General features: G+C 59.5%; 29 protein-coding genes. 11 read left to right on the forward strand and 18 right to left on the reverse strand.

The genetic code is table 11. The annotated features are described in order from the left end of the window. Position 1: 1 nt before the first annotated feature. From ACTJKQ_RS15340 to ACTJKQ_RS15350, 3 genes are read right to left on the reverse strand one after another with little or no spacing between them, the layout of a single operon-like run. A complete protein-coding gene (locus ACTJKQ_RS15340; protein ID WP_440597350.1) occupies positions 2 to 907 on the reverse strand; it encodes an SDR family NAD(P)-dependent oxidoreductase in 906 nt (301 codons plus the stop codon). 15 nt (positions 908 to 922) lie between these two features. Beyond that, positions 923 to 1843, reverse strand: a complete 921-nt coding sequence (locus ACTJKQ_RS15345) for an NADP-dependent oxidoreductase (RefSeq protein WP_440597351.1) — start codon at positions 1841 to 1843, stop codon at positions 923 to 925. 16 nt (positions 1844 to 1859) lie between these two features. Then, positions 1860 to 2306 carry an ester cyclase gene (locus ACTJKQ_RS15350; protein ID WP_440597352.1) on the reverse strand — a complete coding sequence of 149 codons (447 nt, stop codon included), beginning with the start codon at positions 2304 to 2306 and terminating at the stop codon, positions 1860 to 1862. Between the two features lie 142 nt (positions 2307 to 2448). Between ACTJKQ_RS15350 and ACTJKQ_RS15355 the strand changes: the two genes are divergently transcribed. After that, the gene (locus ACTJKQ_RS15355) at positions 2449 to 3309 is read left to right on the forward strand and encodes a LysR family transcriptional regulator (protein ID WP_440597426.1); all 861 of its coding nucleotides are present in this window, start codon (positions 2449 to 2451) and stop codon (positions 3307 to 3309) included. A gap of 219 nt (positions 3310 to 3528) precedes the next feature. On the opposite strand, the gene ACTJKQ_RS15360 is transcribed toward ACTJKQ_RS15355, so the two are convergent. The 7 genes from ACTJKQ_RS15360 to ACTJKQ_RS15390 all read right to left on the reverse strand — a co-directional run bounded on the left by ACTJKQ_RS15360 (position 3529) and on the right by ACTJKQ_RS15390 (position 12708). Further along, complete coding sequence (locus tag ACTJKQ_RS15360; RefSeq protein ID WP_440597353.1) at positions 3529 to 6822, reverse strand: DEAD/DEAH box helicase; 3294 nt, start codon at positions 6820 to 6822, stop codon at positions 3529 to 3531. A gap of 156 nt (positions 6823 to 6978) precedes the next feature. Continuing rightward, a complete protein-coding gene (locus ACTJKQ_RS15365) occupies positions 6979 to 7299 on the reverse strand; it encodes a hypothetical protein (RefSeq protein WP_440597354.1) in 321 nt (106 codons plus the stop codon). 83 nt (positions 7300 to 7382) lie between these two features. Continuing rightward, positions 7383 to 8069 carry a His-Xaa-Ser repeat protein HxsA gene (hxsA, locus tag ACTJKQ_RS15370; protein ID WP_440597355.1) on the reverse strand — a complete coding sequence of 229 codons (687 nt, stop codon included), beginning with the start codon at positions 8067 to 8069 and terminating at the stop codon, positions 7383 to 7385. Next, complete coding sequence (gene hxsC / locus ACTJKQ_RS15375; RefSeq protein ID WP_440597356.1) at positions 8066 to 9199, reverse strand: His-Xaa-Ser system radical SAM maturase HxsC; 1134 nt, start codon at positions 9197 to 9199, stop codon at positions 8066 to 8068. Before hxsC ends, hxsA begins: the two co-directional genes overlap by 4 nt. Continuing rightward, on the reverse strand, positions 9192 to 10628 hold the full coding sequence (hxsB, locus tag ACTJKQ_RS15380) for a His-Xaa-Ser system radical SAM maturase HxsB (RefSeq protein ID WP_440597357.1): 1437 nt from the start codon (positions 10626 to 10628) through the stop codon (positions 9192 to 9194). The genes hxsC and hxsB overlap by 8 nt, the downstream gene beginning before the upstream one ends. A 314-nt stretch (positions 10629 to 10942) precedes the next feature. Next, positions 10943 to 12241: a Y-family DNA polymerase gene (locus tag ACTJKQ_RS15385; protein ID WP_440597358.1), complete on the reverse strand. Its 1299-nt coding sequence runs from the start codon at positions 12239 to 12241 to the stop codon at positions 10943 to 10945. 20 nt (positions 12242 to 12261) lie between these two features. Beyond that, the gene (locus tag ACTJKQ_RS15390) at positions 12262 to 12708 is read right to left on the reverse strand and encodes a LexA family protein (RefSeq protein WP_056642969.1); all 447 of its coding nucleotides are present in this window, start codon (positions 12706 to 12708) and stop codon (positions 12262 to 12264) included. 36 nt (positions 12709 to 12744) lie between these two features. Here ACTJKQ_RS15390 and ACTJKQ_RS15395 point away from each other — a divergent pair, with 36 nt between their 5' ends. The 5 genes from ACTJKQ_RS15395 to ACTJKQ_RS15415 all read left to right on the forward strand — a co-directional run bounded on the left by ACTJKQ_RS15395 (position 12745) and on the right by ACTJKQ_RS15415 (position 16154). Next, positions 12745 to 13443 (forward strand): SOS response-associated peptidase, encoded by a 699-nt coding sequence (locus tag ACTJKQ_RS15395; RefSeq protein ID WP_440597359.1) that lies wholly within the window; start codon positions 12745 to 12747, stop codon positions 13441 to 13443. 188 nt (positions 13444 to 13631) lie between these two features. After that, positions 13632 to 14081, forward strand: a complete 450-nt coding sequence (locus ACTJKQ_RS15400) for an HNH endonuclease (RefSeq protein WP_440597360.1) — start codon at positions 13632 to 13634, stop codon at positions 14079 to 14081. Between the two features lie 240 nt (positions 14082 to 14321). Next, a complete protein-coding gene (locus tag ACTJKQ_RS15405; protein ID WP_440597361.1) occupies positions 14322 to 15173 on the forward strand; it encodes a DNA/RNA non-specific endonuclease in 852 nt (283 codons plus the stop codon). 70 nt (positions 15174 to 15243) lie between these two features. Beyond that, a complete protein-coding gene (locus ACTJKQ_RS15410) occupies positions 15244 to 15555 on the forward strand; it encodes an HU family DNA-binding protein (protein WP_056057356.1) in 312 nt (103 codons plus the stop codon). 146 nt (positions 15556 to 15701) lie between these two features. Then, positions 15702 to 16154, forward strand: coding sequence for a helix-turn-helix domain-containing protein (locus tag ACTJKQ_RS15415; RefSeq protein ID WP_440597362.1), 453 nt, complete (start codon positions 15702 to 15704; stop codon positions 16152 to 16154). Between the two features lie 107 nt (positions 16155 to 16261). Here ACTJKQ_RS15415 and ACTJKQ_RS15420 read toward each other — a convergent pair whose 3' ends face one another. The 8 genes from ACTJKQ_RS15420 to ACTJKQ_RS15455 all read right to left on the reverse strand — a co-directional run bounded on the left by ACTJKQ_RS15420 (position 16262) and on the right by ACTJKQ_RS15455 (position 19966). After that, a complete protein-coding gene (locus ACTJKQ_RS15420) occupies positions 16262 to 16591 on the reverse strand; it encodes a helix-turn-helix domain-containing protein (RefSeq protein ID WP_440597363.1) in 330 nt (109 codons plus the stop codon). A 415-nt stretch (positions 16592 to 17006) separates the two neighbouring features. After that, positions 17007 to 17471 carry a hypothetical protein gene (locus ACTJKQ_RS15425; RefSeq protein WP_440597364.1) on the reverse strand — a complete coding sequence of 155 codons (465 nt, stop codon included), beginning with the start codon at positions 17469 to 17471 and terminating at the stop codon, positions 17007 to 17009. Beyond that, the gene (locus ACTJKQ_RS15430) at positions 17468 to 17758 is read right to left on the reverse strand and encodes a hypothetical protein (protein WP_440597365.1); all 291 of its coding nucleotides are present in this window, start codon (positions 17756 to 17758) and stop codon (positions 17468 to 17470) included. The genes ACTJKQ_RS15425 and ACTJKQ_RS15430 overlap by 4 nt, the downstream gene beginning before the upstream one ends. Before the next feature lie 31 nt (positions 17759 to 17789). Then, the gene (locus ACTJKQ_RS15435) at positions 17790 to 18377 is read right to left on the reverse strand and encodes an HAD domain-containing protein (RefSeq protein ID WP_440597366.1); all 588 of its coding nucleotides are present in this window, start codon (positions 18375 to 18377) and stop codon (positions 17790 to 17792) included. A gap of 79 nt (positions 18378 to 18456) precedes the next feature. Next, positions 18457 to 18684: a hypothetical protein gene (locus tag ACTJKQ_RS15440; RefSeq protein ID WP_440597367.1), complete on the reverse strand. Its 228-nt coding sequence runs from the start codon at positions 18682 to 18684 to the stop codon at positions 18457 to 18459. Between the two features lie 110 nt (positions 18685 to 18794). Then, entirely contained in the window at positions 18795 to 19499 is a 705-nt protein-coding gene (locus ACTJKQ_RS15445; protein WP_440597368.1) for a helix-turn-helix transcriptional regulator, read from the reverse strand. 63 nt (positions 19500 to 19562) lie between these two features. Continuing rightward, on the reverse strand, positions 19563 to 19784 hold the full coding sequence (locus ACTJKQ_RS15450) for a hypothetical protein (protein WP_440597369.1): 222 nt from the start codon (positions 19782 to 19784) through the stop codon (positions 19563 to 19565). Between the two features lie 26 nt (positions 19785 to 19810). Next, positions 19811 to 19966 (reverse strand): hypothetical protein, encoded by a 156-nt coding sequence (locus ACTJKQ_RS15455; protein WP_440597370.1) that lies wholly within the window; start codon positions 19964 to 19966, stop codon positions 19811 to 19813. Positions 19967 to 20435: 469 nt separating this feature from the next. On the opposite strand from ACTJKQ_RS15455, the gene ACTJKQ_RS15460 reads away from it, so the two are divergent. The 5 genes from ACTJKQ_RS15460 (at position 20436) to ACTJKQ_RS15480 (ending at position 24393) form a co-directional block, all read left to right on the forward strand. After that, positions 20436 to 20759 carry a heavy-metal-associated domain-containing protein gene (locus ACTJKQ_RS15460; protein ID WP_309826238.1) on the forward strand — a complete coding sequence of 108 codons (324 nt, stop codon included), beginning with the start codon at positions 20436 to 20438 and terminating at the stop codon, positions 20757 to 20759. 18 nt (positions 20760 to 20777) lie between these two features. Beyond that, entirely contained in the window at positions 20778 to 21281 is a 504-nt protein-coding gene (locus tag ACTJKQ_RS15465; RefSeq protein WP_309826236.1) for a hypothetical protein, read from the forward strand. A gap of 376 nt (positions 21282 to 21657) precedes the next feature. After that, the gene (locus tag ACTJKQ_RS15470) at positions 21658 to 22326 is read left to right on the forward strand and encodes an ArsR/SmtB family transcription factor (RefSeq protein ID WP_309826233.1); all 669 of its coding nucleotides are present in this window, start codon (positions 21658 to 21660) and stop codon (positions 22324 to 22326) included. Positions 22327 to 22407: 81 nt separating this feature from the next. Next, on the forward strand, positions 22408 to 23145 hold the full coding sequence (locus ACTJKQ_RS15475; protein WP_309826231.1) for an MBL fold metallo-hydrolase: 738 nt from the start codon (positions 22408 to 22410) through the stop codon (positions 23143 to 23145). A gap of 3 nt (positions 23146 to 23148) precedes the next feature. Further along, complete coding sequence (locus ACTJKQ_RS15480; RefSeq protein ID WP_309826229.1) at positions 23149 to 24393, forward strand: MFS transporter; 1245 nt, start codon at positions 23149 to 23151, stop codon at positions 24391 to 24393. Positions 24394 to 24450: the final 57 nt, after the last annotated feature.

A 24450-nucleotide genomic window follows, 5' to 3' on the forward strand; every position in this document is an offset into this window, starting at 1 on the left:
CCTATGCGCATGGCAGGACCATATCTCCCAGGCCGAGTTGCTGCAGAAATGCGCTTTGCTTCTCGTGGTAAACGCGATCGATGGCCTCCGTGCCCTTTTGCTGCCCATCCACAGTGACGCGATACGGTCGGCTGCCGCGCGGATGGGCCAGTGCATGCACGGCCGCCCTGCCGACGGCCGATACATCCAGTGCACCGCCGAGTTTTGCGTCGATAGCGTCTAGCTTGCCGCCGAGCGTTTGCAGACGTTCAGCCAAGGGGCCGTATTGCCGGACGATGGCAGGATAGGCTGGACCATGAGCATCTGCGAAATGCTCCGTGCCCTGCGTGAACGCGCCCGGAACCAGCATGATGCTCTCGATACCCATGGGCCGGACCTCCATCGCCATGGCTTCGGCCAAAGCATCACCGGCAGCCTTGCTGGCCACGTAAGGGCCAATAAAGGGCTCGTGCAGGCGCGAGGTGGTGCTGCCGACATACATCAGTACACCACGGCCCTGGCGCCGCATCACCGGCAATGCCGCGCGGTTGACCCGCAGCCAGGACAGAGCGTTGGTGTCGATGATGCGGGCCACCTGCTCCACCGAGAAAGCTTCGGTAACGCCGGTCATCAGCATGCCGGCGTTGTTGACCACCACGTCGAGCCGACCGTGTTCGGCCTCAATGGCGTCCACTGCGGCGCGACACGCTGTCTCCGACAGCACGTCGAGTTCGAGTACCTGCAGGGGTAGCCCCTCCGTCTCGGCCAACTGGCGCAGAGCCAGGCTGCGCCCGGCGTTGCGGCCTTCAGGTTCCCGCATGCTGGCGACCACCTTGTGTCCAGCGCGCGCCAGTGCCAGGGCAATGGCACGTCCGATGCCGGAGCCAGCGCCGGTGACCAAAACCACTTCCGGATTCTTGGTTGTCATGGTTGACCTCCTTGTTCAGCCGGGGGTGCGAATCAGCACTTTGCCCCGTGCGTGGCAGGTGGCCTGCTTTTCAAGCGCCGCGCGGGCTTCGGCCAGCGGGTAGACGGAGTCAGTGATGATCTGGAGTTGACCGGCCTGGAAGTGCACCACGGCCAGTGCGAGGGTCGGTGCCGCGCTGACGAAAAACACCGAGCGTCCGATCTTCCCGTCGCGGTCCTGGATGCCGAACTCCACTAGGCTGGCGATGCGGCCACCCGCACGCAAAACCGCCCAAGACTTTTCCAGGGTCTCGCCACCCAGCGGATCCAGCACTAGGTCGATGTCCCGTAGGGCGCTGAAGTCTTGCGTGCGGTAGTCGATGACCTCGTGGGCGCCCAGGCTCTTGACCAGCTCCACATTGCGCTCCGAGGCCGTGGCGATGACATGGGCGCCGGCTTGGCGAGCTAGTTGCACTGCCATGTTGCCGACGCCGCCGGCCGCCGCGTGTACCAGCACTCGTTCGCCGGCGGCCAGTTCTCCGACAGCGAACAGCGCCTGGTGGGCGGTGCCGAAGGTGGTAGGCAGGGATGCAGCCTGCTCAAAGGACATGTCAGCCGGGATGGGACAAACCTCGGTGGCTGCGATCATCAATTCGGAGGCGAAGGCGCCGCCGACGACCGGGGACGTGCGGCCGTAGACGCGCTCGCCCACTTGCAGGTGCTGCACTTGGGCGCCAACGGCGACGATGACGCCGCTGAAGTCAGTGCCCGGTACGTAGGGGTGGGTGACCGGGAAGACCTGCTGCAGGTAGCCGGCGATCATCTTCACGTCCAGCGGGTTGAGGCCTGCGGACACGACGCGGATGTGCACCGCGTCAGGCTGCAGGCTGGGCAACGACAGTTCGCCGGTGGTGATGACCTCAGGTCCGCCGAAGCTGGAAATCATGGCTGCTTTCATGGGGGTACTCCTAGGCTCAGGCCTGCAGCGGGAATTGGCCGAGTTGCAGGAACAGGCCGAACCAGTCCTCCATGTGCCAGGTCGTCTTGACCAAGCCGTTCTCGACTGTGTGGAACTCGTGCAGGCGGAAGCTGACCTTCTTGCCGGTAGCGGCAATGCCGAACAGCTCGCCCAGGTGCGTACCGGTGATCTCGGCGCGCACGCCAACGCGGCCGGGCGCCTGGATGACGTCATGGATGACGACGCGCACATCGGGGAAGGCCTTGGCCACGCTCTGGATGATGGGCTTGATGCCTGCGGGGCCGGACTCCTGGCCGGGTGCTAGGGGAATGTCGTCCCAGTCCGGGGCGAGCACGGTGTCAACGAGGTCTGGAGATTGTTCGCTGAAGGCGCGGTACAGGGTCTCGACGGCCAGGCGTTCGGTGCGCAGGCGTTCGGTCATGTCGAGGTCTTGGGTGATCATGGCTATTGCTTTCAGGTTTGGAAGACCTGTAGTTTTGATGCCAGGATAAAATCTGTCCAACAGATATCTTATATATATGATTATTTGATTTATGGATTTTCATGGCGTCGATTTGAATTTACTGGTGGCCTTCGACGCACTGATGGCTGAGCGGAATGTGACCCGTGCTGCGGCGCATGTGGGGGTTAGCCAGCCGGCCATGAGCGCAGCCCTATCCCGGCTGCGCCTGCTGTTGGGCGACCCGTTGTTCCACCGCAGCTCCGACGGCCTATTGCCAACACCGCGGGCGCGCGAGCTGGCAGCGCCTATCCAGGAAGCGCTGGGCGGCATCCGGGCTGCCCTGGTGCGTCAACCGGGCTTCGTGCCGTCGGAGGCCCGGCTGACCTTCAACCTGGGCCTGACCGACTACGCTGCCTTCGTCGTGTTGCCGCCGCTGATGCAGGTGCTGGGCACCGAGGCGCCGGACATCTGCGTACAAGTGCATGGCTACCACGACCGGGACCATGCGGTGAGTCTGCTCGATGCCGGTGCCATCGACGCGGCCATCGGTGTCACGCCCACCCAGTCGGAAGAACGCATCCTGGCGCGCCCCATCCTGCGGGACGAGTTCATCACCATTCTCCGCCGCGACCACCCGGCGGCAAGACGCGGCATGAACTTGAAAACCTATCTCGCGCTGCCCCATGCCCTGGCTTCGCCGGAAGGCCAGCGCCACGGGCTGGTTGACGAGGCACTAGCGCTGCACGGCAAGCAACGCACCCTGAGCCTGACCCTGCCGCAGATGTTCGCCCTGCCGGCCGTCATCGCCCGCACCGACTTGGCCGCCACGGTCATGAAGCGTGTGGCGTCGCATGCGCTGGCCAGCAAGGAACTGGCCTTCTTCCCTCCGCCGGTCGCCTTGCCGGAAATCGTTCTTAACCTGATCTGGCACCGCCGGGCCGACGCCAACGCGGCGCAGGCGTGGATGCGTGGGCTCATCGAGCGGGTGTCCTCCGCATTGTGATCGCAGCGCTGGAAGCGCCTAGCCTACTGACTGCCACCAGGAGTGGCCGCTTTTTGGCCGACAGTACGCGTTCAACGACGCAGATCGGATGACAGCAACCGCTGCAGAGCAGACCTACGGCGTGACGGCTCCAGGCTGGTTGCAGCCGTTGCCCCGGCGGAGCTCGGAGCGACCGCATTTGCCAATAGCAGCCAGTGACCAAGTATGCAAATGCGTTATTCAGGCACTGCACCACAGATGGAAGTCAAGTTGATAGGTTTCCTGGAGAAATTGGTCCGCCACCGAGAGGAGCGTCAGCTGGCTTGGGCTGACCTTGGCCTGTGAGACACCGGGCTGCACCGCAAATACAGAGAGTCGTAGCTCGCAACGCTTGCTCAGATCGCGAAGCTGGATGAGCCGCGTGTCATTTCCGACCTCAAATCGCGTAGGACGCCCGGCGTCCACACGCTGTTCGTTGCGCTTCAACAGATGGCTAAAGAGGTCCTTACGACGGTCGCGGTTATGAAGCCACACGATGCTGCGCTGGGCCTGGCCGCACACCACATACAGGTCATCAATTCGTGAGCCCGCTTCAGAGTGCATCGAGAATTTGCAGTGGTACAACTCCACTTCAATTCGCTTGGGGTTCTTCGGGTCGTCAATGCGAATGGCAACGACATCTGCCGCCTCGCCGGAGCCGTCGTCATCGAACACAACGTCGTAGTTACCATTCTTCCGCAGGATGTCAATGACGCGGTACTGGACTGAGTCCTGCCGCTTCTCGTCGCGCTGCGATTCCTTAGTAATGTCAATGCCCGTCCAGTCGACTGCTACGAGCTTGTCGACGGGGTACAGCTCCAAAGCCTTCACAAGTTCGACGTAGAGATTGCCCTCCAAGGAAGAACCATCGGCAAACCAGATAGTGGGAGGCTTCTCGGTGAAATATTCGCAGAGGTCACGCTCGCCGCCACGACGAATACGAGCGGTGTCTCTTCGTTCGTAAACGAACTTGAAGTCAGTCGCCGACTCGCTGACGCGGAACAATTCGAGCCGTATGCGCACTTCACGCTCATCGGTAAATACTCTGAACACGATGGGCTTGTCGGCGCTGTTTTCAATCAACTCAATGCCCAGGTCTGTGAGTCGGTTCTCCGCGCCGTACGGCCAAACGACTGTGGTCATCGACTCAACAACGTCAAGGACATCTGATGGCCAGTCAATGCCGATGGCCACGACACTGGGCCGAGCATCGACCTGGCGCGGGATAAGCGTCCCTTTGAGGACCTCTTCCGGGTCAATAGTCTCGTCAACAATTTTCCCGCCGATGTTGCGGCACCAGGCCGTGAACGTGTCAATACGCAGACGCTGTGCAGACCAAACGCGGCCGCGCTTGGCCGCGCCAATAGTGGTGCGCGAGCCATTCTCATACCCGATGCCCGCCAGCACAGCCTTCCGTGCACCTTTCTTTGTGCTTTCTGACAACCGTGAACCAACGTCTGCCCCCATTCGCCCGGTGTACCGAATCTGACGGCCGAAATGCTCGTCGAGTCCAACGTTTGTTAATAGCAACCGATTGATACCGTGGAAGGTGCGGTACACAACGGGGTCAACGACGAGAGTGACGTCATCTCCAGCCAACGCCTTCGCAAGGTCCTTGAATTCGCTGCTGTTACTGGAGCCATGGATAAACAAAAGCTGGCGTTCTCTGTCCCAGTAGGCGATGAAGAGTTCCCAGGAATAATCCTGAACAATCGAGACCGCGGTCCACGGCACCACATGTCGGCTTGCAGTGATAACGACGAGCGTGTTTTCCTTCTCATTCAGAGAGGAATGCACCTGTTCATACTTGGTCGCTCCACGGATACCCTTCCGAAACCTCTTCGGAGTCCAGTTCGCACAGGCAGTTTGAAAGACCACGGTGCTCGCGGACGGGTTCAATTCCTTCATTGGGATGCCGCCGAGGTTGCCCACGAATCCTGCCATGAAGTCCTGCGCGCCCACTTCATCTGCGATGGCCGCTTCGCTAAGCTCCGGTAAAAGCTCATTCCAATCGGGGTCTTGCGAGTAGAGCTTTTCCAATTCTTCGGTGAGGTCGACGCTTGCGGTGTTCGCAATGAAAACAGGGTCGCCCAGGTCGCTCCGCGCTCGGGTGAATCGACCTGCCAATTGCAGCGTTACCGCCAAGCTCTTCCTAAGGTCGTGGAACGCGGCAATCTTCAGTTCCGGCATGTCGAAGCCTTCTCCCAGCATGTCCACGCATACGACGATGCGGGACCCGCCAGAGCGCAGCTTTGCATGGGCCGTCTTGCGCTCTGTCGTAGAAATCTTTGTGTGAAGGACTACGGGGTTGAAGCGGCCGAGCTCCTGGTAAATCGCAGCAACTTGGTTTGCTCGGTCAGTCGATGAGACTCGGGCCATGGCCACATGTTTTCCTGTGGCGTCCGTGTCCAGCTCCTTCAACACCTGTTGAGCGATTGCCCGGTCTGCCTTCTTGAATCCGAACTCAGAGACTGGACTGAAGCGAATGCGCCTGAAGTAGCCCTCTGCCTGGGCCTTTCGCAATGGATAAACGTAGATGATTTTTCCGTCGATGCGTCGGTTGTCCTCTCGGAAAGGAGTGGCAGTAAACTGCAGAACGCGCTTGTCAGCGTAGTGCTCCTTGAAATCCTTCCAAGTCGGTGCCTCTGCGTGGTGCGCCTCGTCGATGAACAAGTGGCTGCACAGCGATGCAATGCGCTTCTTAACCTCCTGCGTGAATCTGCTCGCGAGTTGGCTGGTGGTGACGACCACATTGCAGGTGGTGAAGAAGGCGTCGACTTCGCCAATGTCACGGGGCGCGGAGGTCATGATGCCGACTACCGGGCGCTGAACCGCCGCATCAAGAATGGCGCTCTCTTCCAGTTTCAGTATTCCAAGCGTGACAAACTTTTGTGCGACCTGGCTTCGAAGTGCGTCCGTCGGCACGAGAACGAGAATGCGCTGGCATTGGCTGGAGACTGTGGTTGCGAGCATTGTCTCGGTCTTGCCCGTCCCCGTCGGCATCACGATAGTCGCTACGCCGTCGCTTACCGACCAATGCGCATGGATGGCGTGCAACGCCCCAACCTGGGGACGACGAAGCGCGATTGTGCCGTTTGCGGCGCTGTCCTCATCGACGTAGTGGAACGCTCCCCGCCAGGACTCGCGAGCACGTTGCGCCCGACCGGCAACGTCCAAACCGGCCGTTGCGCTCAAGAGCGGGTGCTGGTCCCATAGGGCCTCTTGCGCGTCAACCTCCGGCAGCACCTCGGCGGGGAGGCTGGACTTCACCAAGACCGAGACATCTGTCGGCATCGTGAAGCCGTCGGGCACTTTCTTGAAAAGGAGAATATCTGGCCCGCCAGTGTCTGGCGTAAACCGAAGCCAGGTCGCTTTGTCCGTTGTGAACTTCACGAACCGACCAGACAGCTCTTGCTTCTCCAATAGCACTTGGCGCACTGCGCCGTGCCGGTACTTTTCGTTGACACCAAATACTGGCGGAACTATCAGTTTCAACGTTGCCTCCCCTAGGTGGACACCGCCGTCTCATGCGGCTAGTCGCCCCGTTCTTTGGACGGTGAACATAGATGCTGCCGCGAGGGGCACTGGCTGATATGGTTGATAGCCTAGGGATGCGCTGTATCGAGTGACGGCGTTCGCGGCCATGAATCGTCAGCAATCTACGTTCAAGAGCTTTTTTGCCGCACTGCAGTTCAGCGCGATCTCAGAGGTCTTTCCTTCCTTCGCGTTGAAGATCGTGAAAACCATGTAGTTGCTCGTATCGCACCGAGCACGAATCGATCCATCAGGCGCTCTAACGGCGTTGGAGACGGTTCTGCAACTCGGAAAATTGTGTTTGATGATCCTGCTAGCCACGACTTTCGCATCACCCTTTGGCGCGGCGCCCACGCTGGATTGCGCGATAGCCGATGCGGAAATGAACGTACTACAGAAACCAATGATCGCGATCGAACTGCGATAGGGGAGTTTCATGATTTGCGATTGTTGCCGGCTGGCATGCTCGCAACAGATACGGCTAGCAGGTAGTTCATCAAAGCGCCCGTCTGCATGCGCCATCAGTTCACGGCAGGTATACCAAGAGCATTCAGCGTAGGCGTTGTCATGGTCCCGGTCTTAGGAAATCCCTTCAGCTCTTGGAAGTGCTTGAGTGCCTCACGCAAGCCGTCATTCATCACCCCATCAATCGATCCCTCGTAAAGGCCCAGGCTGCGAAGCTTGATCTGAACTCGCATGATCTGGAGCCGCAGCTTCTCTGGATGAGTCAGCTCATCTGATGCTTGGGGCTGCTTGCCCGGTTGTGATGACTGGGACACGCCATTCTTCGCAGGGGTGTTGGATCCCGATGCATTGTTTGAATCCAGAAACTGCCGAGGTGCTCCCGGGGCTGGCGCAGACTCCGGAACGTAGCGGTTCGTCGCAGGAGGAGATGCTGGGGCAGGGGACGGTGCTACGTACGATGGAGCCGGGCTCGGCGCTACGTATGCGGGTGCCCGGTAGCTAGAGGCGCCGCTGGAGCCTGAGTAGTGAGAGCTGTGGCTTGAGTGCGATCTGTGGCTGGAATGCGAGCGATGCCCTGCAAACAGATTATCCGATTCCAAGTTCAATGGGCGCAACGGCACGGCACCGGTCGAGTCGAGCGGCTCCATCTCTGCTCTGGGTGCGGGTGCCGCCGATACGCTCTTGGTGACCAGTAAAGGCAACCCCGCCACGAAAAGAGAGAGGTTTCGGACGAACTTGCTCATAAATTAACCTCGGTTGTCTCCATTGTTCTTAGGGGCGCAGGTTTCCAGCCTCGCTCATGCCACGCAAACAGTCCGGAGCAGTTCTTCTTTGCTGCGCAACCCTCACACTCAGGTGCGAAGACGTTCTTCCAGTCGGAAATGCTCTTCTGTGCCTGAGGCCAAAGAGGCTGAGGCAATGCGCACAAAGGCGTGTTCATCCAAACGTGGGGAATCCGGTAGGTGCGAAGCACCCTGCGGGTTTGCTCCAGTGTTGTGCTCCAAGCGACCAGATCCACTTCGCATGCGTCTCGATTGGCAAGAGCAAATCCGATTGGCTCGCATCCCATCAATGCCCACTCTCGGATGAATGGAAGGTTTCGAGCGACGAACATGGCTAGCTCCGGCAGCACCTCCAAGACAGGAGAAATCAGCACAGAGCGCAATTGGATCTCTTGTTGGTACTCCTGGAGTGTGAGCAATCCATCAATGGTCTCGTCAAAGGCGCCGGGGGCCTGCACCACAAAGTCATGCAAAAAGTTGGCATGCCCGTACAGAGGCACCAACCAACCGACCTTCGTAGTGAGGCCGGTCAACACCTTCTGCACCACAGAGGCATCTGCAAACAACCGGCCGTTGGTCAAAACTTCTACGGCTGTCTGGGGAAGACTCTTGCCAATGACATCCAGAACCCTCCGCAGGCCTGCTCCCAACAACAATGGCTCGCCGCCAGTGAGACCGATAGTCTGAGGATGCCAGTTCAGATGCCGGATGGCCTCCAGGGCTTCCTCAACGAGCCATTCGTCGTCTTCTTTGGTCGGCGGTTGGGAGCACATCAAGCAGTTGCTGTTGCATCGATTAGTGAGGAACAGCGCGTGGTGGGTATCAGATTCACGTAGTAGGACAATCAACTCTCCCTTGAATGGGCGCGCGACAACGATGTCCCCAATCTCCAGCTGATCGCTTACGACCCAAGCGAGGTTGTCTAGGCCGGTACTCTGCAAGTCCTCAATGGAACGTCTCTCCTCGGAAGTCTGAACTCGAACCAAGAAATACAGAGACGGCTCCCATTGGGCCGCAAAGCCCTCGAAATCCACCACCCGACGCACGCGCGGGCCGCATCTCTCATCGAGATCTGCAGACACTTTACGCATTGGCGCATGACTCCCGCACTTGTGCCCAATCGTGCATTCGCGCAGAGGTATCCTCGTCAGCAGTGCGCAGGGCCGTGAACATGGCATCAAAGAGAGCCATATGCCGCTGGCAGTGTTCAGTTGCCCCCGCCGCGACAGTCATTGTTCCGTGTTGAGCCTGGGCATCGACGGGGTTTGGCGAGCAGTACAAGTTGTAGGCGCAGTCTCGGCAATCGCTCATGGAACGAACATCGCTGGCCTCTACCAATTGCTGCCGTACCGGGGAGTTGAGTAGCTCGCCCAAGGATTCACCAATGCGCCCCATTCGCAGCGATCGATCTCCGGTCTCTGCAATCATTCTCGCTTCATCACTGGGATAAACGAACCCGTCGTAGTTGTAGACCAGGACGCTAGAGCCTGCACCTGTTGGGCTTTGAAGATCCACGTAGCCCGCATCAAAGGTGGAAAGCATCTTGTTCAGCAGGATCGATGCGTAGACCTCTCGCAGCTCCACACCGCGCTGGTTCCAATACATGATGCGATCCAGGCCGCGCCGGTAGAAGTTCACGAAATCCTGGACAGAGTAACCAAGCAGGTTTTGATTGCGTTTGGCGAACCCATAGCTGCTGAGCGGTCGCAGAAAGATCTCCCGAAACCCCTGGCGAACATATTCGTCAACGATCTCTTCAGGGAAAGCCAGAGACGCTTTGGTTGTCGTCATCAAGGCGGCAACGGCATCAGCTCCTATTTTTTCTCGTGCGAGATGGATGCCAGCCAGGGTACGTTCGTAAGCATTTCGACCTGGGGTAGGTCGATTAGCGTTATGTAGTGCGCGAGGCCCATCCAAGCTGGTCGACATGTAGACGCTGTGTTCCTTGAAAAAGGCGCACATCGCGTCGTCGAGCTGATGGAGAGTTGAAGCGACTACAAAGCGAATTCGACGGCTCGCCGCAGCTCCCGCACGGATGCGCAGGATGGCATGCTTGACCAGGTCAAATCTCAGCAGCGGATCGCCGCCTTGAAACTCGACGGTGAGCTGATTGGATTTGCTTTCGAGAATGGTGTCGCATGCTGCATTCAGATCCGAAAGCGACATCGTATGGCCCTCGTCGTTGAGAGACCTGCTTACCTGGCAATACTGGCAGGAGTGGGCGCATTGCAGGGTGGGCACGATGATATGAAGCGATGGACCAGAGGTAACGGTCTCTCGCTTCGCTGCAATACGCGAAGCCAGTAAGCGTTGCATGCCCTTTGATATCGCACCATCACTGAGCAAAAAACGGGCTCGCAAGTCGGCTTGTTTTCTGAGGTCGAGCTTTTGCGGGGATGCGCGAAATCGATCGAATTCCTCACGGTCAAAGAACGCAAAGTCCCCGGCCGCTCCGGTCACGATGACGTGTCCATCCGGAAGTAGGCGGTGTCTGGAAGGCATAGCCCGAGGTGCGTACATCACCCGAGCGCCTGCATGGATTGCCTGTCAGTGGACTCTCCATCCTTGACCCCGATCAAGGCGCACATTGTGTTCGTGCGAGCCATGTCTCCCTCCTGTCCTGAATCTCGTGTTCAGAAACATTGTGCAACAACAATTCCCAAAGTCACACCGAGAAATGTGCGGCTTGGCAAAGTGCGTCTTGCTCCTATTGAAGCGTGAGGATCGCTGCAGTGAAAGACTGCTTCGTGCCAGAAAGCAGTAAATACATCTGCGGGCTGACACCGGCTGCAACCGCTGCAGAGCCGACTTCGAGCGCGGTATCGCCCCCACTCTTAGGCCCTTGCCACCGGCACATCCTCCCACCGCGTCGTGTACTGCGGCGTACGCCTCTCCTGCTTCATCCCCCAGTCCTTGCCCCTGTTGGTGCCGCCCGTGGCACCTGAATGCACGGTGCCCTTGCCGTACCGCTGGTTAAGGGTGTCCAGCGCCACCATCAGCCTGGTGCGGTCGCGGTGGTCTTCTTCCTCCAGATCCAGCTCACCCTGCAGCACGCTGCCCGGCACCAGGTCCAGCAGCATCACCCCGGCCTTGGCCATCTTGTAGCCAGGCTCGTACATGCGGCGCATGCCAGCTGAGGCCGCCCACACCAGCTTGCCGGTGTCAGCCGTAGGCCGGCGCAGGGGCACCACCACCGATTTGTTGAAGCGCGGGCCGGGGCGGAAGGGGGAGGTGTGGCAGAACACCAGCAGCTGGCTGGCCAGGCTGCCTTGTTTGCGCAACTTCTCGGCCGCACGGCTGGCGAACTCGCTCACGGCCTCCACCAGCGGCGGCAGCTCGGTCACTGCCTGGCCGAATGACCGGGTGCATGCAATCTCTCTCTTGGGCTCGGGCGCGTCGTCCAGCTCGATGCACTGCATACCCTGCAGCTCACGCACCGTGCGCTCCAGCACCACGCTCCAGCGCCTGCGCACCATGGCCGGGTCCAGCCGGGCCAAGTCGAGCACCGTATGCACCCCACACTGATGCAGCTGCGCGCCGATCTTGCGGCCCACGCCCCAGACTTCTTCCACCAGCGTGCTGGCCAGCACGTCGTCCAAGTCCTGGGCGGGCAAGGCGGTCAGGTTGCAGACCTGGGCCAGTTCGGCGGGGTAGCTGCCGGGTTTGCGCTCGGCCGTCTTGGCAATGTGATTCGCCAGCTTCGCCAGCGTCTTGGTGTGACCAATGCCGATACCGCAGGGGATGCCCACCCACTGGTGGATGCGGGCGCGGATGGCGTGGCTGCGTGTGAGCAGATCGCCCCGCAGCCCCTGCAGGCCGATGAACGACTCATCGATGCTGTAGATCTCCTGCGAGGGGCCCAGACCCGCCGCCAGGCTCATCATCCGATTGCTCATGTCGCCGTACAGGGTGAAGTTGGCGCTCAAGGCCACCAGGCCGTGGGTCTCTTCCATGTGCCGTATCTGAAACCATGGCGCCCCCATCTTGATGCCCAGGGCCTTGGCCTCATTGCTGCGGGCAATTGCGCAGCCGTCGTTGTTGCTCAACACCACCACTGGGCGGCCGTTCAGGCTGGGGCGGAACACCCGCTCACAGCTCACGTAGAAGTTGTTGCCATCCACCAGCGCGTACATGCTGGCCTCCGTCCATCAGATCAGGTGAGAAACAGCTTCACGCACCCACTCACCACGCCCCACACCTCAATGGTCTGACTTTCTCGGGGGATGATGTCGGGATAGGTGGGGTTGGCCGCGCGCAGCTTGATGCGGCCCGCGCGCTGGTGCAGATACTTCACGGTGCATTCGCCGTCCACAATGGCCACGACGATGCTGTTGTGCTTGGGCTTGATCGCCCGGTCCACCGCGATGATGCTTCCGTCCTCAATGCCCGCGTCCCTCATCGAGTCGCCCCGCACGCGCCAGAAGTAGGTGGCCTGGGGGTGCTTCACAAGCAGCTGCATGATGTCCAGCCGCTCCACCACGAAGTCGTCAGCTGGCGATGGAAACCCCGCGCGCACGCTCACCCCGCACAGGGGCAAGGCCAGCGACTGCGCCGCCGTGTCGTACGGCACGGGTAGCGGGGAATTCCAAAGACTGTACATATTTACAGTATAGCTCCCTGCTGCCAGAATGTTGCCATGTGTACCTACTACGAGGTCCCGGGCCGTGAGCAGCTGGTGCTGCACTTCGGTGACGTGCCCGAGGAAGAGTGGCGCGACAAGATGAGTCCGCTGTACCGGGGACCGTTCCTGCGGGCCAAGGGCGAAGCTGGGCGAGAACTCGTGGTGGGACAGTGGGGCATGATCCCGCCACACTCCAAGACGCACATCCCCACCGGCAAGGACGGCAAACGCCTGAGCACCGTCAACGCCCGGCGCGAAGGCATGGCCAAGTCATGGACCTACGGTGTCCCCTGGCGCAAGGGGCAGCGCTGCATCATCCCGGCACAGCTGTACGTCGAACCCTACTGGGGCACTGGCAAGCACATCCCCTGGCAGTTCGAGCGCGCCGACGGCGAGCCCTGGGGTCTCGCGGGCCTGTGGAGCGAGTGGACAGACCCGGCCACGGGTGAGGTGCTGCCCAGCTACACCATGATCACGCAGAACTGCGACGACGTGCCGGTGCTCAACCTGATGCATCGGCCCGACCCTAAGCGGCCGCCCGACATGCAGGACAAGCGCACGGTGGTGCCGCTGGAAAAGGGGGATTGGGATGCTTGGCTGCACGGCAGCATCGAACAGGCAGAGTCGCTGATCAAGGTGCCACCGGTGGAGCTGTTTGTGCACAGGGCGAAGGATCCGGCGCAGCAAGTCGAGTTACCTGTTGAGTCAGCATGACGCATGCGCACAACAGCCAGTACTTGCGCCGATTGGACGCAGCGATATAAATTATTGGTTGTCCGGGCTAACGCGAACCCGGCCGCGTCCGGGTTACCTGGCGCATAGCCGAGTGGTGCGATGCCCCGGCGCCCGACCAGTCCGGCTATCGGCAACGGGAGTAGCTTCAACACTACCCCCGCTGCCAAATGAACAAGATAGCCAAACTCCGTATCCAGTCCGCGCTCATCCAACAATGCCGTTGCTTCTACTGCGGTTTGGCAATGATCGAACCTGCGTTGCCTGAGTTCACGCCCAAAGAACTCAAGCCTAAATTCCAAAAGTACCTTCGTTGCACGGCTGAGCATCTAACTGCTCGCCAGGATCAAGGGCGCGATTCCGCACAAAACATCGTTGCTGCCTGTTGGTGGTGCAACACTCGGCGACACAAAGGGCGTGAGGAGAATGCGCCAAATCCACAGAAATATCGGCAACGGGTGCAAAGCTTGATGAAAAAGGGCCGCTGGCACCCAGTTAGCGCGATAGCTGTCGCTTTCCGAGCCAACGCCTACGGAGTAGGCGAGCCTTCAAAACCAAGGGCAAGCGTGACTTCAGCAAAACTGACGAACCTGCAGGCGTTCCCGCAAGGCGGCTTGTGAATGCCTGCGTATCTGACAGACCAACTGCTTGAGTTGGATTAAAGCAGTTGCGGGACTTCCATGGCGGTGGCACTTCGCACAGTGCGAGTGCTGCTGCCATGGGGAGTGTTAACTGAGCCGCAGGGGCGGGCAGGCAGATCGGGCTCCCTTTGGGGAGCCCTTTCTGTTTGTGGGCGCCACTCTGCAAGCAGCTGTAAAACCCTGCGGGATCCGAGCATTCGGGCCTAAAGCGAGAGATGAATGGTGCTCCAATCGGGCTCCGTTTTGTTCGACCCGAATGTTCTTTCTGTGAATCGTTTGTTCTCTTGGCCAGGCCATGTGCGCCTGGCAGCTGTGCTGGCCCTGTCTCTTGCCAGCGTTGCTCTCCCCAATCTTTCCTGGGCGCGGTTTCCGCAGTTCGACAGTGCGGCCCTGCTCACGCCCGAGCCCACCTCTTTTGCGCAGTGTCCGCAGTTCTTTGCGAATGGCATACCACCGGCCATCACACCCCGTCCGCAATTGCGGGAGCTTTGCTATGAAGCGTTTGCGGTACTGCACTCCGGCACCACCAAGACGCCAGTGTTCGTAGCCCAGCGGTTGAATCGGCAGATGCTGGATGGGGCCAACGAGAAACGGGCCAAACGGTTCTTCGCGGATGCGCGGCTGCCCAGTGGTGAGCGGGCGGAGCTGGAGGACTACAAGAACTCAGGTTACTCCCGAGGCCACATGGCGCCGGCGGGAGATATGGCCACCCCCACTTCTATGGCCCAGAGTTTCAGTTTGGCGAACATGGTTCCCCAAAACGCCCAGCACAACGGAGGTGCCTGGAACAAGATTGAGCAGGACACACGGCACTATGTGAAGCGGGCCAAGGGAGATGTGTTTGTGATCACGGGGCCGGTGTTCACGGATGCTGGACCCCGCATCGGAGCCAATGGGGTGAAGGTGCCAACCTATCTGTACAAGCTGGTGTACGACGCGACCACCCAAAGGGCCTGGGCGCACTGGCAAGAGAACCGCGAAGGGGAGACGGTGGGGCGGCCGATCAGCTATCAGGAGTTGGTCAAGCGCACGGGAGTGGAGTTTTTGCCAAGAAGTGCACTGCAGCATTGAGACGCAGCAAGGGCCGTGTCAGCGGCGGGGGTATAAATCGGTCCTTTCCAACCTCTACACGTGAGCATCCATGAACCGCGCAGAACTCGTTGAAATCCTGGCTTCCAAGAATGATCTGTCCAAGACCGCAGCCAATGCAGTGCTGGAAACGCTGATCGACACCATCCAGACCGCTGTGAAGAAAGGCGATGCCGTGCAGCTGGTGGGCTTTGGAACCTTCAAGTCCGCCAAGCGTGCAGCACGCACGGGCAAGAATCCATCGACCGGTGCTGCGCTGAAGATTCCTGCAAGCACGGTGCCGAAGTTTGTGGCGGGTGCCAAGTTCAAGGCCGTGGTGGATCCCAAGGCTGCCAAGCGCAAGGCGGACAAGGCTGGGAAGTAAGTCAAACTTTCTCGTCACCACCGAAGCAAACCGCCATGAGCTCAGGCCTCTGGCGGTTTTGTTTTTGGGGGACGAAGAAGGTGTGCGATACGGTGGTGCGTCTGCCCCTAAGCGCGCGATAAGGCGTCAAAGTTACCATTGGGCCTATGAATACGTTTTCCAATGCCTTTCGCGCAGAAGTTGTTCGCATGGCGCGCAAGGAGCTCAAACCTGAGCTTCAGGGGATGCGCAAGGCGATCACCAGCCATCGCTCGGAGATCGCAGCACTTAAGCGTGAGGTCAAGGCGCTGACCTCACAGCTCAAGGCCACCCAACGGCAGGTAAAAGCAACGGATGCGCCCAAAGCCAAGGCAGTGACTGAAGACGTCACTCCCAAGAAGTCAAAGCAGATCCCGTTCGATGCTCAGGTGTTGATCGACAAACGCGCAGCACTCGGTATTACGCAGAAGCAGATGGCTCAGTTGCTGGGTGCTTCTTCGATATCTGTCTACAAGTGGGAGACGGGCCATGTTCATCCACGGGCAGCGCAATTGGAGCGCATTGCTGAAGTGCTCAAGCTGGGTAAGCGCAAGGCGCTGGCACTGCTCAATCCACTGTAAGCAGTGAACGTTGGGCTGGGCTGCCTCACCAGAGGCTGGAGGCGGAAGAAATGCGGCCCTGATGATCGCGGCTTCTATCTAAAACAACGTTCTGGTGAGCTTGGTGCTCAGGATGAGCAGTGGAACTCCAGCCTAATCTTCCCCGGCCTTTGCCGTGCTGTTTTGGTCACCAGGATCGTCACATCGTGACCGAGCCTCGCAATCCATTCAAGCATCATTGCTTCACTCGTGCCGCGGAACTGCCCACGAACAATCTTCACGATGTCTGCTTGATCTATCCCAAGTAATTCTGCAGCTGCCTCATGGGTCAGATGTCGCGCATTGATCGTCCAAGCTATATGCGACGCCAACGAAGCCTTTCGCTGCAACGCCTCAGCGTCTGGGTATCCAAGGTCGGCATATACATTGGTGCTTCCAACTTCAACTGCGTCTGCCATTTCTGAATCCTTCGTGTCTACATATCCCAAGCGCAGGTTCCGATAACGCGGTGGTTGTTCCCGCCACGAACTCCCGACAAGGCCTGCCTGGGCGATGTGTCGGATTCCACGGGAGCTTTCATTATGAAATGGCTTTGCACTCACCATCTCAGATGACACTCATCAGGCTTCACGACGACAGATCGCCGCGTAAATACGGTTTCAGGGCGTTCAGCAAGGTAGGCAACCGGCTGACCGGTATTGTCAAATCGCCGTGAAAGCAGATTCGATTGAGGCAACAGGAGTAGCCGTGTCCCTATATTCACCGTGCCCGCAGGGGCGCTCGAATACTGAACGCTGAAAAGAAGCTCCGGAACTAGGAGCTAGAAGTAAGGGATGTACTGAAGATCTGCGAGATTCATGAGGCGTAGGGGGGTCAATAGCCCTCAGCACCCGCCACTTCAATCACACGGGCCAGATGACCCTGCTCTATCGCCTGACGCGGTGTCCGGCCACCCAAAGCGCCCGATGGTGTCTCCAAGAAGGCGAGTAGTGCCCAGCCCTCAGTCGTTCCCAAGGCTTTTGAAAGCTTGGGCAATGCATCCCATAGGGCAGGTTCAAACTGCCAACGAGGCAACTTGAATCCACGCCGGGCCTGGGTCAATCCGATCGCCCGCCCTTTGGCGACCCACGCATTGATCGTCACTGGGGTGGTACCGACCAGATCCGCAGCCATGTCTGTGCAGAGCATGTCATTAGCTTCCAAGCGAGCCGTCCGGGCGGCCAGGCTGCCAGCCAGAAAGGCCTTGGTCTGAGCAGCAGACGCGTAGGGCGACGGATGTTCAACTGCGCTTGGGCTGTTGCTTGTGAGGCGACTCGTTGAGGTTGAGTGTGTTTTCATGGGGACCTCATCAATGGCCACTTGCGGCCGTTGACCTTCCTACTGAAATACGAAGTGCGGGGCAAGCTCAATGCAACAGCCTGCTCGAGCTTGGCCACCGGAGGTGAGGACAAGGCGAATACCTCGCCGATGTGGCGAGCTGGCGCTTCGAGAACCAACGGTCCGATATCCAAATCCATGAAGCCGATACTGGCTGTCCGACGGCTGAGCACATTGGCCGCGTGGCGAAGTTTCACGATGCCAGCGACAGATTGCAAGACCGCGAGGATGTCGGAGTGGCGTCGCATCATCGGTTGGTTGCTTTCAGAAACTACTGGGTTAGGCGGACAACCCTGTATGGCAGCCGCGCAGTTTTTCCTTCAGCTCGTGTTGAACTACGGGGTTGGACAAGCCGGTAGTTCCTTCGCACGCAACCAGATTTTCCCGACAAGAGTCAGGCCACCCCTCCAAATCGTCATCAAGTGCCAGCCACTGCCGGGGCCTTCGGCGCCGAGCGTCTTCTTGAACCTGCACACCCCGGGGTGTAGTGCGAAACATGGAAAGGTTCCAGGGATCCACGCCATGGACACGCTTGTGGTACGTCCCACCAATGAACCGGGCACGCAGGGAGGCCGGAAGCCGTTTGAGGGTTGCGCTGTATCCGGGGCGGATACACCAGGTGCTACTCAGCACCAGAGCGACTGCCGGGTACGGTTCAAGCACCGACTCCAGGATAGGAATCCATTCGAAAAGAGTGTGTCCTGCAGCCTCATACGGGCTCATGTAGATGCCCTTGCGGGGATGCCAGAGCACCTTTTCATGGTGGACAACACCATCGAGGTCTAGGTACAGAGCGACATCCGCGCTACGGGGAGTAGACGCAGGGAGATACGGGGCGTTCTGGCTAGAGGACATAGCCGTAGGCATTCTGCACGGTGTCAATTGGTCAGCGGGGATAGCGACTGGTCCAGACCTGACTCACGACCAACCCACTCCCTGCCCATGCCTACGAGGAGGCACCGGATTGGGCTCGCAAGAGCAAGCTCTTCACGACTTCCAGGCCGTCCGACTCATTGAGCACATCGATGGGTCTTCGATGTCCCAATGCTGGGACCACACCAGTAAGCCCACTGTACAGCCACACCTTTGCATCAAAACCGGTTTGGTCTCCTGACTCATCGACCATGCCCTGTACAAGCTCGGTGAGAGCAGAGATGTCTTCTTCAAGGGCCATGGCTTGCTCCGTGGAAATGGCGGGGATCAGTGCGCACCAGCGATGGTGCGACCCTGGGGATTGAGCGTCAAATTCCGGCCGTCGCCAGTGGCTAGTCCGAACTGCGCTGGTCATTGACGAGCCCTACCGGCGATTTCAAGAACGACGCCTTCCTTCAGGTCACGAACTTCTTGGAGGATGTGTTTTCGGACCTCTGGCGGCAGAACAGCGGTCATCGGGGACGCTTGCCTCAGTTCCTGCGCTCGATGGGTTCTCCCCAGTGCCTTACGCCACTTGCGATGCTCCAGGATGTCTTTCCACTCAACCCACAGGCTCGCTGAGCGTTGGTCCCCAACATCCAGCCACTTTTGAAGCACTGCCTGGGCCTGCTGGAGCAACGCAGGCTCAGCGCGAACGCGTCGCACCGCTTCTTCATGGAGAGCGAGACTTTGTAGATCCTGGATCCGGTGGCGAGAGGCATCTGCAGAAACGATGATTCGAGCCAACGGCGCATCGCGGCTTGCTCCTGCCGCCGCAGTGTTTGGCTTGACCGTTTGCATGACGCCATCTGCCAACAACGCCAAGTCGCCCTCGATGCCCACAGCGGACATGACTTTCAAGTATGTGCCCATAGACGGCGTGGAATCTCCTGCTTCGACCGCTCTCAGCGTTGCGCGCGAGATTCCCAAGTGACTCGCCATCGCCACCGTGCTCAGGCCTTGAGCTTTCCTGAGACGCCGCAGCCTGTCGCCTAACTGGAGGAGCAAGTGGAGATGGAGAACTGAGTAGTTGCTGAAGGCGAGCACCTCAGGATAGTTGGCACGGTCTATCGACATATCGACTCCTTGCAGGCTGTTGCACCATACAACCAGTAGCTGGTGCGGTGCAATCAAATTGCTTCAAAACGGCGTAGGCGACTCCACCAGCACCACAGGCCCCGGCCCCGCATACACCGCTTCATCGGGGTGTTTCACCGTCACCCGCCAGATCTCACACTCCTGCGTGACCGCATACGCCTCAGCCTCCAGCGGCAGCAGGATCTCCGTGGGGAACACGCCACCGCCCCCGCCTGGTGGCGTGCACATCAAGGTCGGGTAGTTCCAGGGCGCGTTGATCGGCATGGCGTGTCCTCAGTGGACCTACACCCTCACACCAGCCGTACTTCAAAGTACGCCCCATCCCTTTCCCCCAGATCCCTGAACCCCGTCTGCTTGGCCGCCGCACTGGCTTTGTCCCAGGCCTTGAGCAAGGTGAGATCGCCAGGAGACACCACCTCGGGTGGCGATTCTTCCAGGCGGTGCATGGTGTCCAGCGCGGCTGCGACCTGTTCTGGGCCACCGAGCTGCTTGTCCAGAGCTTGGGCGTACCGGGTTTCTGCAGCAATGCGCTCCTTGGCTGGGATCGCTTTGCAGCGGTTGCGGTCGGTCGTCCAGCCGCCATGGAAGTCCGCTGGCGATCTCTTATCGGAGGTTCGGAGCGGGGGCCATCCTTTTTCGGGATGGAGATGAAACACAACAATCTGTTGAATCCGGACACGGCTTGCGCCTTCAAGCCAGCCTAAGTAGGTTCGGGAGGTTCATAAGCGGCTTGATAAGACGTTAAGTGTCTCTCAGCATGCAGCTCGCTAAGCATGATCGAATTGGCATAGCCTTATCTACTCAAGCGACGGCCGCTCTCGATCTTGACGCCCGGTTGATCTTTGCGAATGGGATTGACCTTCTCATCATGGCAAGGTTCATAGTCAAACCGTGAATCAACCAAAGGAGGCTCACATGGTCCATTTCAATGTTCCTGATATGACATGCGGCGGTTGCGCCCAGCGCATTCGTCGAGCAATAACTCAGGCCCAAATGCCAGCGGGCGTCGAAGTAGAAATCGACGTAGCCGCACGTCAGGTGCGCATCCCTGCGCAAGCCGGAGAACGCACTGTGGAGCTTGTCCGCTCCGCGATTGAGCGTGCTGGATACAAAGCAGACGCAGTGGTGGCGACTTCATCGCGCCGAACAACCGGTGGCTGCTGCTGTCCGTCTCGATCCACAACCTCTGTTGACGTGAATCAAGATGCTGCGATCCGTACGTCGTCATGCTGCAGTTGAACCAACAAGGAGACCATCATGCGTCTGAACGTCGTCGCTGGGCTGTTGACAACGCTTTTCGTGGCGGGCTGTGCTATCGCGCAATCTCCAAAACCTGCGGACGAACATGCAGGCCACCACCCCGGTGATGCGCAGAGCGGTGGCGTAGCCACCCAGACTGCCCCGGCAGCTACTACCCCGCCAACACCGGACGCCTTTGATCGTCAGATGAAGGCGATGCAGGAAATGCACAAAAATATGCAGGCAGCTAAGACTCCCGCCGAACGTTCTGCGCTGATGGATGAACACATGAAGCTCATGCAGTCAGGCATGGCCATGATGGGCGCAGGTAGTTCTGGTGGCATGGGTATGGGAATGATCCCGCAAGGGGCGCAGGCCAAACCGGCCATGCCTGCAGCCTCTGGAAGCTCGGGCATGGGCGGCATGATGGGCATGCACGCCCAGATGGAGCGCCGCATGGTCATGATGGAACAGATGATGCAAATGATGGTGGACCGCCAAGCGGCCATGCCGTCCAAGTGACAACCGCACGAACACGTGGCGGGTCAATGAAATAGAAGGTACGCCGACGGCTTCCTCCGTCACCAGGCCCGCGTTTCACCTTGGTACTGCGCGGGCGTTAGAGACCGGCTTTTGTTCGGCAGTCGCGGCCAGCGCGACTTTCATCAGAACCAACGCGGCTGAGAAAACCAACCCATGCGAAGTCGCGCCTGTGTGATTCCTCAGCAGTTACGGGGTATCTGTGGATCCGGCAACGACGCGCCCGCGCTATTTCCCCACTTGCAACCCTTTCAAGGGGGAGGGACCAGACGCTCGCATCGGCTCGCCCGAGTGCGAACTGTGGCAGCTGAAAAATAGCATTCGCCATATAATCCAATAATCGTTGGATTAAAAGATCATGAATGCACGAACGTTGAAAGACCTGCTCTACGAGCAGGTCGCCCGCATTGGTAAGTCCCTCTCAAGCCCAAAACGGCTGGAGCTGTTGGAGTTGCTCGCCCAAAGCGAGAAATCGGTCGAGACCTTGGCCTTGCAGGCTGGTATCGACTTGCGCCTGGCCAGCGCGCATCTCAAAGCACTGCGGGAAGCGCGCCTAGTAGCAACTCGGCGCGACGGTCGGCACATCTACTACCGCCTGAGCGGTCAAGACGTGTCTCATCTGTGGGTCGCCCTGCGGGAGACCGCTGAAGAGCATTTGGTCGAACTACGCGTTGCCCTTGAGCAAATGACGTCTCAGCCAGATACCTTGGTATCGGAGGGGCGGGAGAGCCTGCTGGAAAAAGCACGGCACGGAGAGATCGTCGTGATCGACGTACGGCCTTCCAGCGAGTTCAACGCGGGGCATTTGCCTTTTGCGCGCTCTATGCCATTGGATGAGCTGGAAAAGCGTCTGGCTGATCTGCCTGCGGATCGCACCATCGTCGCTTACTGCCGGGGGCCTTTCTGCCTCATGTCTGACGAGGCAGTGCAACTGCTGCGCGCCCGTGGCTTCGTAGCCAGAAAGATCAGTGACGGTGTCAGCGAGTGGGCTGCCAGCGGCCTGCCCATCGAAACCTCCGCGCAGTGAGGCCATTGAGTCGGCCCTCAAAGCGAACTGATCGCCTGGACGGCAAAGGCCGACAAGTTCTCGTTTTTTAAGAAGGCACCTATGTTCTTCAAGCAACTGGCTACCAAGGAGTCCTCCTTGTCGTACTTTTTCGGCTGCGCTGGACTGGGCAAAGCCATCGCGGTCGATGTGGTGGCTGGCGACGAGGATTGGTTCATGCAGGCGGCTCGTGAGGCCAATGTCGAAATCACCCACGTCATCGACACCCATGTCCACGCCGATCATTACTCGGGTGGTCGTTCGCTGGCACAGAAGGTTCATGCCCCCTATTGCCTGCACGAATCCAATCACGGTCAGGTGCAGTACGACTTTCTGCCATTGCAGGACGGACAGCTGCTCGATGTCGGCAACGTCAAAGTCAAGGTTCTGCATACGCCAGGGCATACGCCGGACAGCCTGTGTCTGCTGGTCACCGACAAGCGGCGCGGTGAGGCTCCCTGGTTCGTCGTGACCGGCGACACCCTGTTCGTTGGCGCCGTTGGTCGGCCTGACTTGGCTGGGCAGGAGCAGCAGATGGCGGGTGTTCTCTATGACACCTTGCACACCAAGCTTCTGTCGCTCCCCGACGCAATCGAAATCTATCCGGGGCACCAGGCTGGCAGCGCCTGTGGTGCGGGCTTGTCTGGCAAGCCCTCTTCAACGCTGGGATTCGAGAAACGCTGGAATCCGGCATTGACGATGGAGCGCGGTGCCTTCATCAGCTTCCTGACGCAGGAGATTCCCCCGCGCCCGGCCGCCATGGATGCGATGGTGCGTTTCAACCTCGGTTTGGAGGGCTGAACGATGCACACGGCCGCCGTCCGCCTGGGGTTGCGTGAAAACCTGGGCCAGTTCTCTTTGCTGGTCCTGGTCAATGCCTTCGTCGGCGCGATGGTGGGCCTGGAGCGCAGCATTCTCCCGGCCATCGCCGAGCAAGAGTTCCACATTGCGGCGCGGGCGGCGATTCTGTCGTTCATCGTCGTCTTCGGCATCACCAAGGCGCTGACCAACTACTTTGCGGGACGGCTTTCCGACCGTTATGGCCGCAAGCATGTCCTGGTGGCTGGATGGCTTGTTGCAGCCCCTGTGCCCTTCATGCTGATGTGGGCGCCCGATTGGAACTGGATCGTCGCGGCCAATGTGCTGCTGGGGGTGAGCCAGGGCCTCACCTGGTCCACCACCGTCATCATGAAGATCGATCTTGTGGGGCCCAAGCAGCGGGGCCTTGCTATGGGTCTCAACGAGTTTTCTGGCTACTTTGCGGTGGCGGGCAGTGCTCTTGCCACCGGCTGGCTGGCCTCTCACTACGGGCTGCGGCCACAACCTTTCTACCTTGGTGTGGCCTATGTGCTGTTTGGCTTGGCGTTCTCGGTGCTGGCGGTCCGCGAGACCCGGCACTATGTGGCCCAAGAAGTGCTCACGCACCATGCCGGTCAAGAAGTGGCACTACCCAGCCAGGGGGAAATCTTCCGCCGCGCCTCTCTGACCGACAAAAACCTCTCCAGCATCAGCCAGGCAGGACTCGTCAACAACCTCAACGATGGCATGGCCTGGGGCCTGTTTCCCCTGGTTTTTGCCGCTGCAGGCATGAGCTTGGCGCAGATAGGCACGCTCGCCGCAATCTACCCGGCTGTCTGGGGAATGGCGCAGATTTTTACGGGAGCGCTGTCTGATCGCATCGGACGCAAACAACTGATCGTTTGGGGAATGTGGGTGCAGGCGGTGGGTGTTGCCGTCACCGCGCTGAGTGCAGGCTTTCTGGGATTCGGCTTTGGCGCTGTCCTTCTCGGGCTCGGTACCGCGATGGTCTATCCGACCTTGCTGGCGGCCATCGGAGATGTAGCCCATCCCGCCTGGCGCGCTTCTGCGGTGGGTGTGTACCGGCTCTGGCGCGATCTGGGCTACGCGGTCGGTGCGCTCTTGGCGGGGATCACTGCGGACCTTTTTGGGTTGGCCGCCGCAGTGTGGCTGGTCGCGGCCATCACCTTGCTGTCAGGTGTGATCGCTGCTGTACGAATGAACGAAACACTCGCAGCTGAAAAAGCATGAGTGAGCACAAGCCGTCGAAAAGTAGCTTCAGATGCCCTTGCAAGAAGACTGCCCATA

Source organism: Acidovorax sp. 22279 (assembly GCF_052045435.1).
Lineage (GTDB): Bacteria > Pseudomonadota > Gammaproteobacteria > Burkholderiales > Burkholderiaceae_C > Acidovorax > Acidovorax delafieldii.

What these genes read in the sequence shown, in the direction of transcription:
- ACTJKQ_RS15405 (WP_440597361.1), top strand. Translation starts at nt 14,322, where the DNA reads ATGGTGCTCCAATCGGGCTCCGTTTTGTTCGACCCGAATGTTCTTTCT.
- ACTJKQ_RS15425 (WP_440597364.1), bottom strand. Translation starts at nt 17,471, where the DNA reads ATGAAAACACACTCAACCTCAACGAGTCGCCTCACAAGCAACAGCCCA.
- ACTJKQ_RS15460 (WP_309826238.1), top strand. Translation starts at nt 20,436, where the DNA reads ATGGTCCATTTCAATGTTCCTGATATGACATGCGGCGGTTGCGCCCAG.
- hxsB (WP_440597357.1), bottom strand. Translation starts at nt 10,628, where the DNA reads ATGTACGCACCTCGGGCTATGCCTTCCAGACACCGCCTACTTCCGGAT.
- ACTJKQ_RS15465 (WP_309826236.1), top strand. Translation starts at nt 20,778, where the DNA reads ATGCGTCTGAACGTCGTCGCTGGGCTGTTGACAACGCTTTTCGTGGCG.
- ACTJKQ_RS15340 (WP_440597350.1), bottom strand. Translation starts at nt 907, where the DNA reads ATGACAACCAAGAATCCGGAAGTGGTTTTGGTCACCGGCGCTGGCTCC.
- ACTJKQ_RS15345 (WP_440597351.1), bottom strand. Translation starts at nt 1,843, where the DNA reads ATGAAAGCAGCCATGATTTCCAGCTTCGGCGGACCTGAGGTCATCACC.
- ACTJKQ_RS15385 (WP_440597358.1), bottom strand. Translation starts at nt 12,241, where the DNA reads ATGTACGCGCTGGTGGATGGCAACAACTTCTACGTGAGCTGTGAGCGG.
- ACTJKQ_RS15410 (WP_056057356.1), top strand. Translation starts at nt 15,244, where the DNA reads ATGAACCGCGCAGAACTCGTTGAAATCCTGGCTTCCAAGAATGATCTG.
- ACTJKQ_RS15440 (WP_440597367.1), bottom strand. Translation starts at nt 18,684, where the DNA reads ATGGCCCTTGAAGAAGACATCTCTGCTCTCACCGAGCTTGTACAGGGC.
- ACTJKQ_RS15400 (WP_440597360.1), top strand. Translation starts at nt 13,632, where the DNA reads ATGAACAAGATAGCCAAACTCCGTATCCAGTCCGCGCTCATCCAACAA.
- ACTJKQ_RS15435 (WP_440597366.1), bottom strand. Translation starts at nt 18,377, where the DNA reads ATGCCTACGGCTATGTCCTCTAGCCAGAACGCCCCGTATCTCCCTGCG.
- ACTJKQ_RS15420 (WP_440597363.1), bottom strand. Translation starts at nt 16,591, where the DNA reads ATGGCAGACGCAGTTGAAGTTGGAAGCACCAATGTATATGCCGACCTT.
- ACTJKQ_RS15455 (WP_440597370.1), bottom strand. Translation starts at nt 19,966, where the DNA reads ATGCACCGCCTGGAAGAATCGCCACCCGAGGTGGTGTCTCCTGGCGAT.
- ACTJKQ_RS15470 (WP_309826233.1), top strand. Translation starts at nt 21,658, where the DNA reads ATGAATGCACGAACGTTGAAAGACCTGCTCTACGAGCAGGTCGCCCGC.
- ACTJKQ_RS15365 (WP_440597354.1), bottom strand. Translation starts at nt 7,299, where the DNA reads ATGAAACTCCCCTATCGCAGTTCGATCGCGATCATTGGTTTCTGTAGT.
- ACTJKQ_RS15350 (WP_440597352.1), bottom strand. Translation starts at nt 2,306, where the DNA reads ATGATCACCCAAGACCTCGACATGACCGAACGCCTGCGCACCGAACGC.
- ACTJKQ_RS15445 (WP_440597368.1), bottom strand. Translation starts at nt 19,499, where the DNA reads ATGTCGATAGACCGTGCCAACTATCCTGAGGTGCTCGCCTTCAGCAAC.
- ACTJKQ_RS15475 (WP_309826231.1), top strand. Translation starts at nt 22,408, where the DNA reads ATGTTCTTCAAGCAACTGGCTACCAAGGAGTCCTCCTTGTCGTACTTT.
- ACTJKQ_RS15450 (WP_440597369.1), bottom strand. Translation starts at nt 19,784, where the DNA reads ATGCCGATCAACGCGCCCTGGAACTACCCGACCTTGATGTGCACGCCA.
- hxsA (WP_440597355.1), bottom strand. Translation starts at nt 8,069, where the DNA reads ATGAGCAAGTTCGTCCGAAACCTCTCTCTTTTCGTGGCGGGGTTGCCT.
- ACTJKQ_RS15355 (WP_440597426.1), top strand. Translation starts at nt 2,449, where the DNA reads ATGGCTGAGCGGAATGTGACCCGTGCTGCGGCGCATGTGGGGGTTAGC.
- ACTJKQ_RS15430 (WP_440597365.1), bottom strand. Translation starts at nt 17,758, where the DNA reads ATGCGACGCCACTCCGACATCCTCGCGGTCTTGCAATCTGTCGCTGGC.
- ACTJKQ_RS15390 (WP_056642969.1), bottom strand. Translation starts at nt 12,708, where the DNA reads ATGTACAGTCTTTGGAATTCCCCGCTACCCGTGCCGTACGACACGGCG.
- hxsC (WP_440597356.1), bottom strand. Translation starts at nt 9,199, where the DNA reads ATGCGTAAAGTGTCTGCAGATCTCGATGAGAGATGCGGCCCGCGCGTG.
- ACTJKQ_RS15480 (WP_309826229.1), top strand. Translation starts at nt 23,149, where the DNA reads ATGCACACGGCCGCCGTCCGCCTGGGGTTGCGTGAAAACCTGGGCCAG.
- ACTJKQ_RS15415 (WP_440597362.1), top strand. Translation starts at nt 15,702, where the DNA reads ATGAATACGTTTTCCAATGCCTTTCGCGCAGAAGTTGTTCGCATGGCG.
- ACTJKQ_RS15395 (WP_440597359.1), top strand. Translation starts at nt 12,745, where the DNA reads ATGTGTACCTACTACGAGGTCCCGGGCCGTGAGCAGCTGGTGCTGCAC.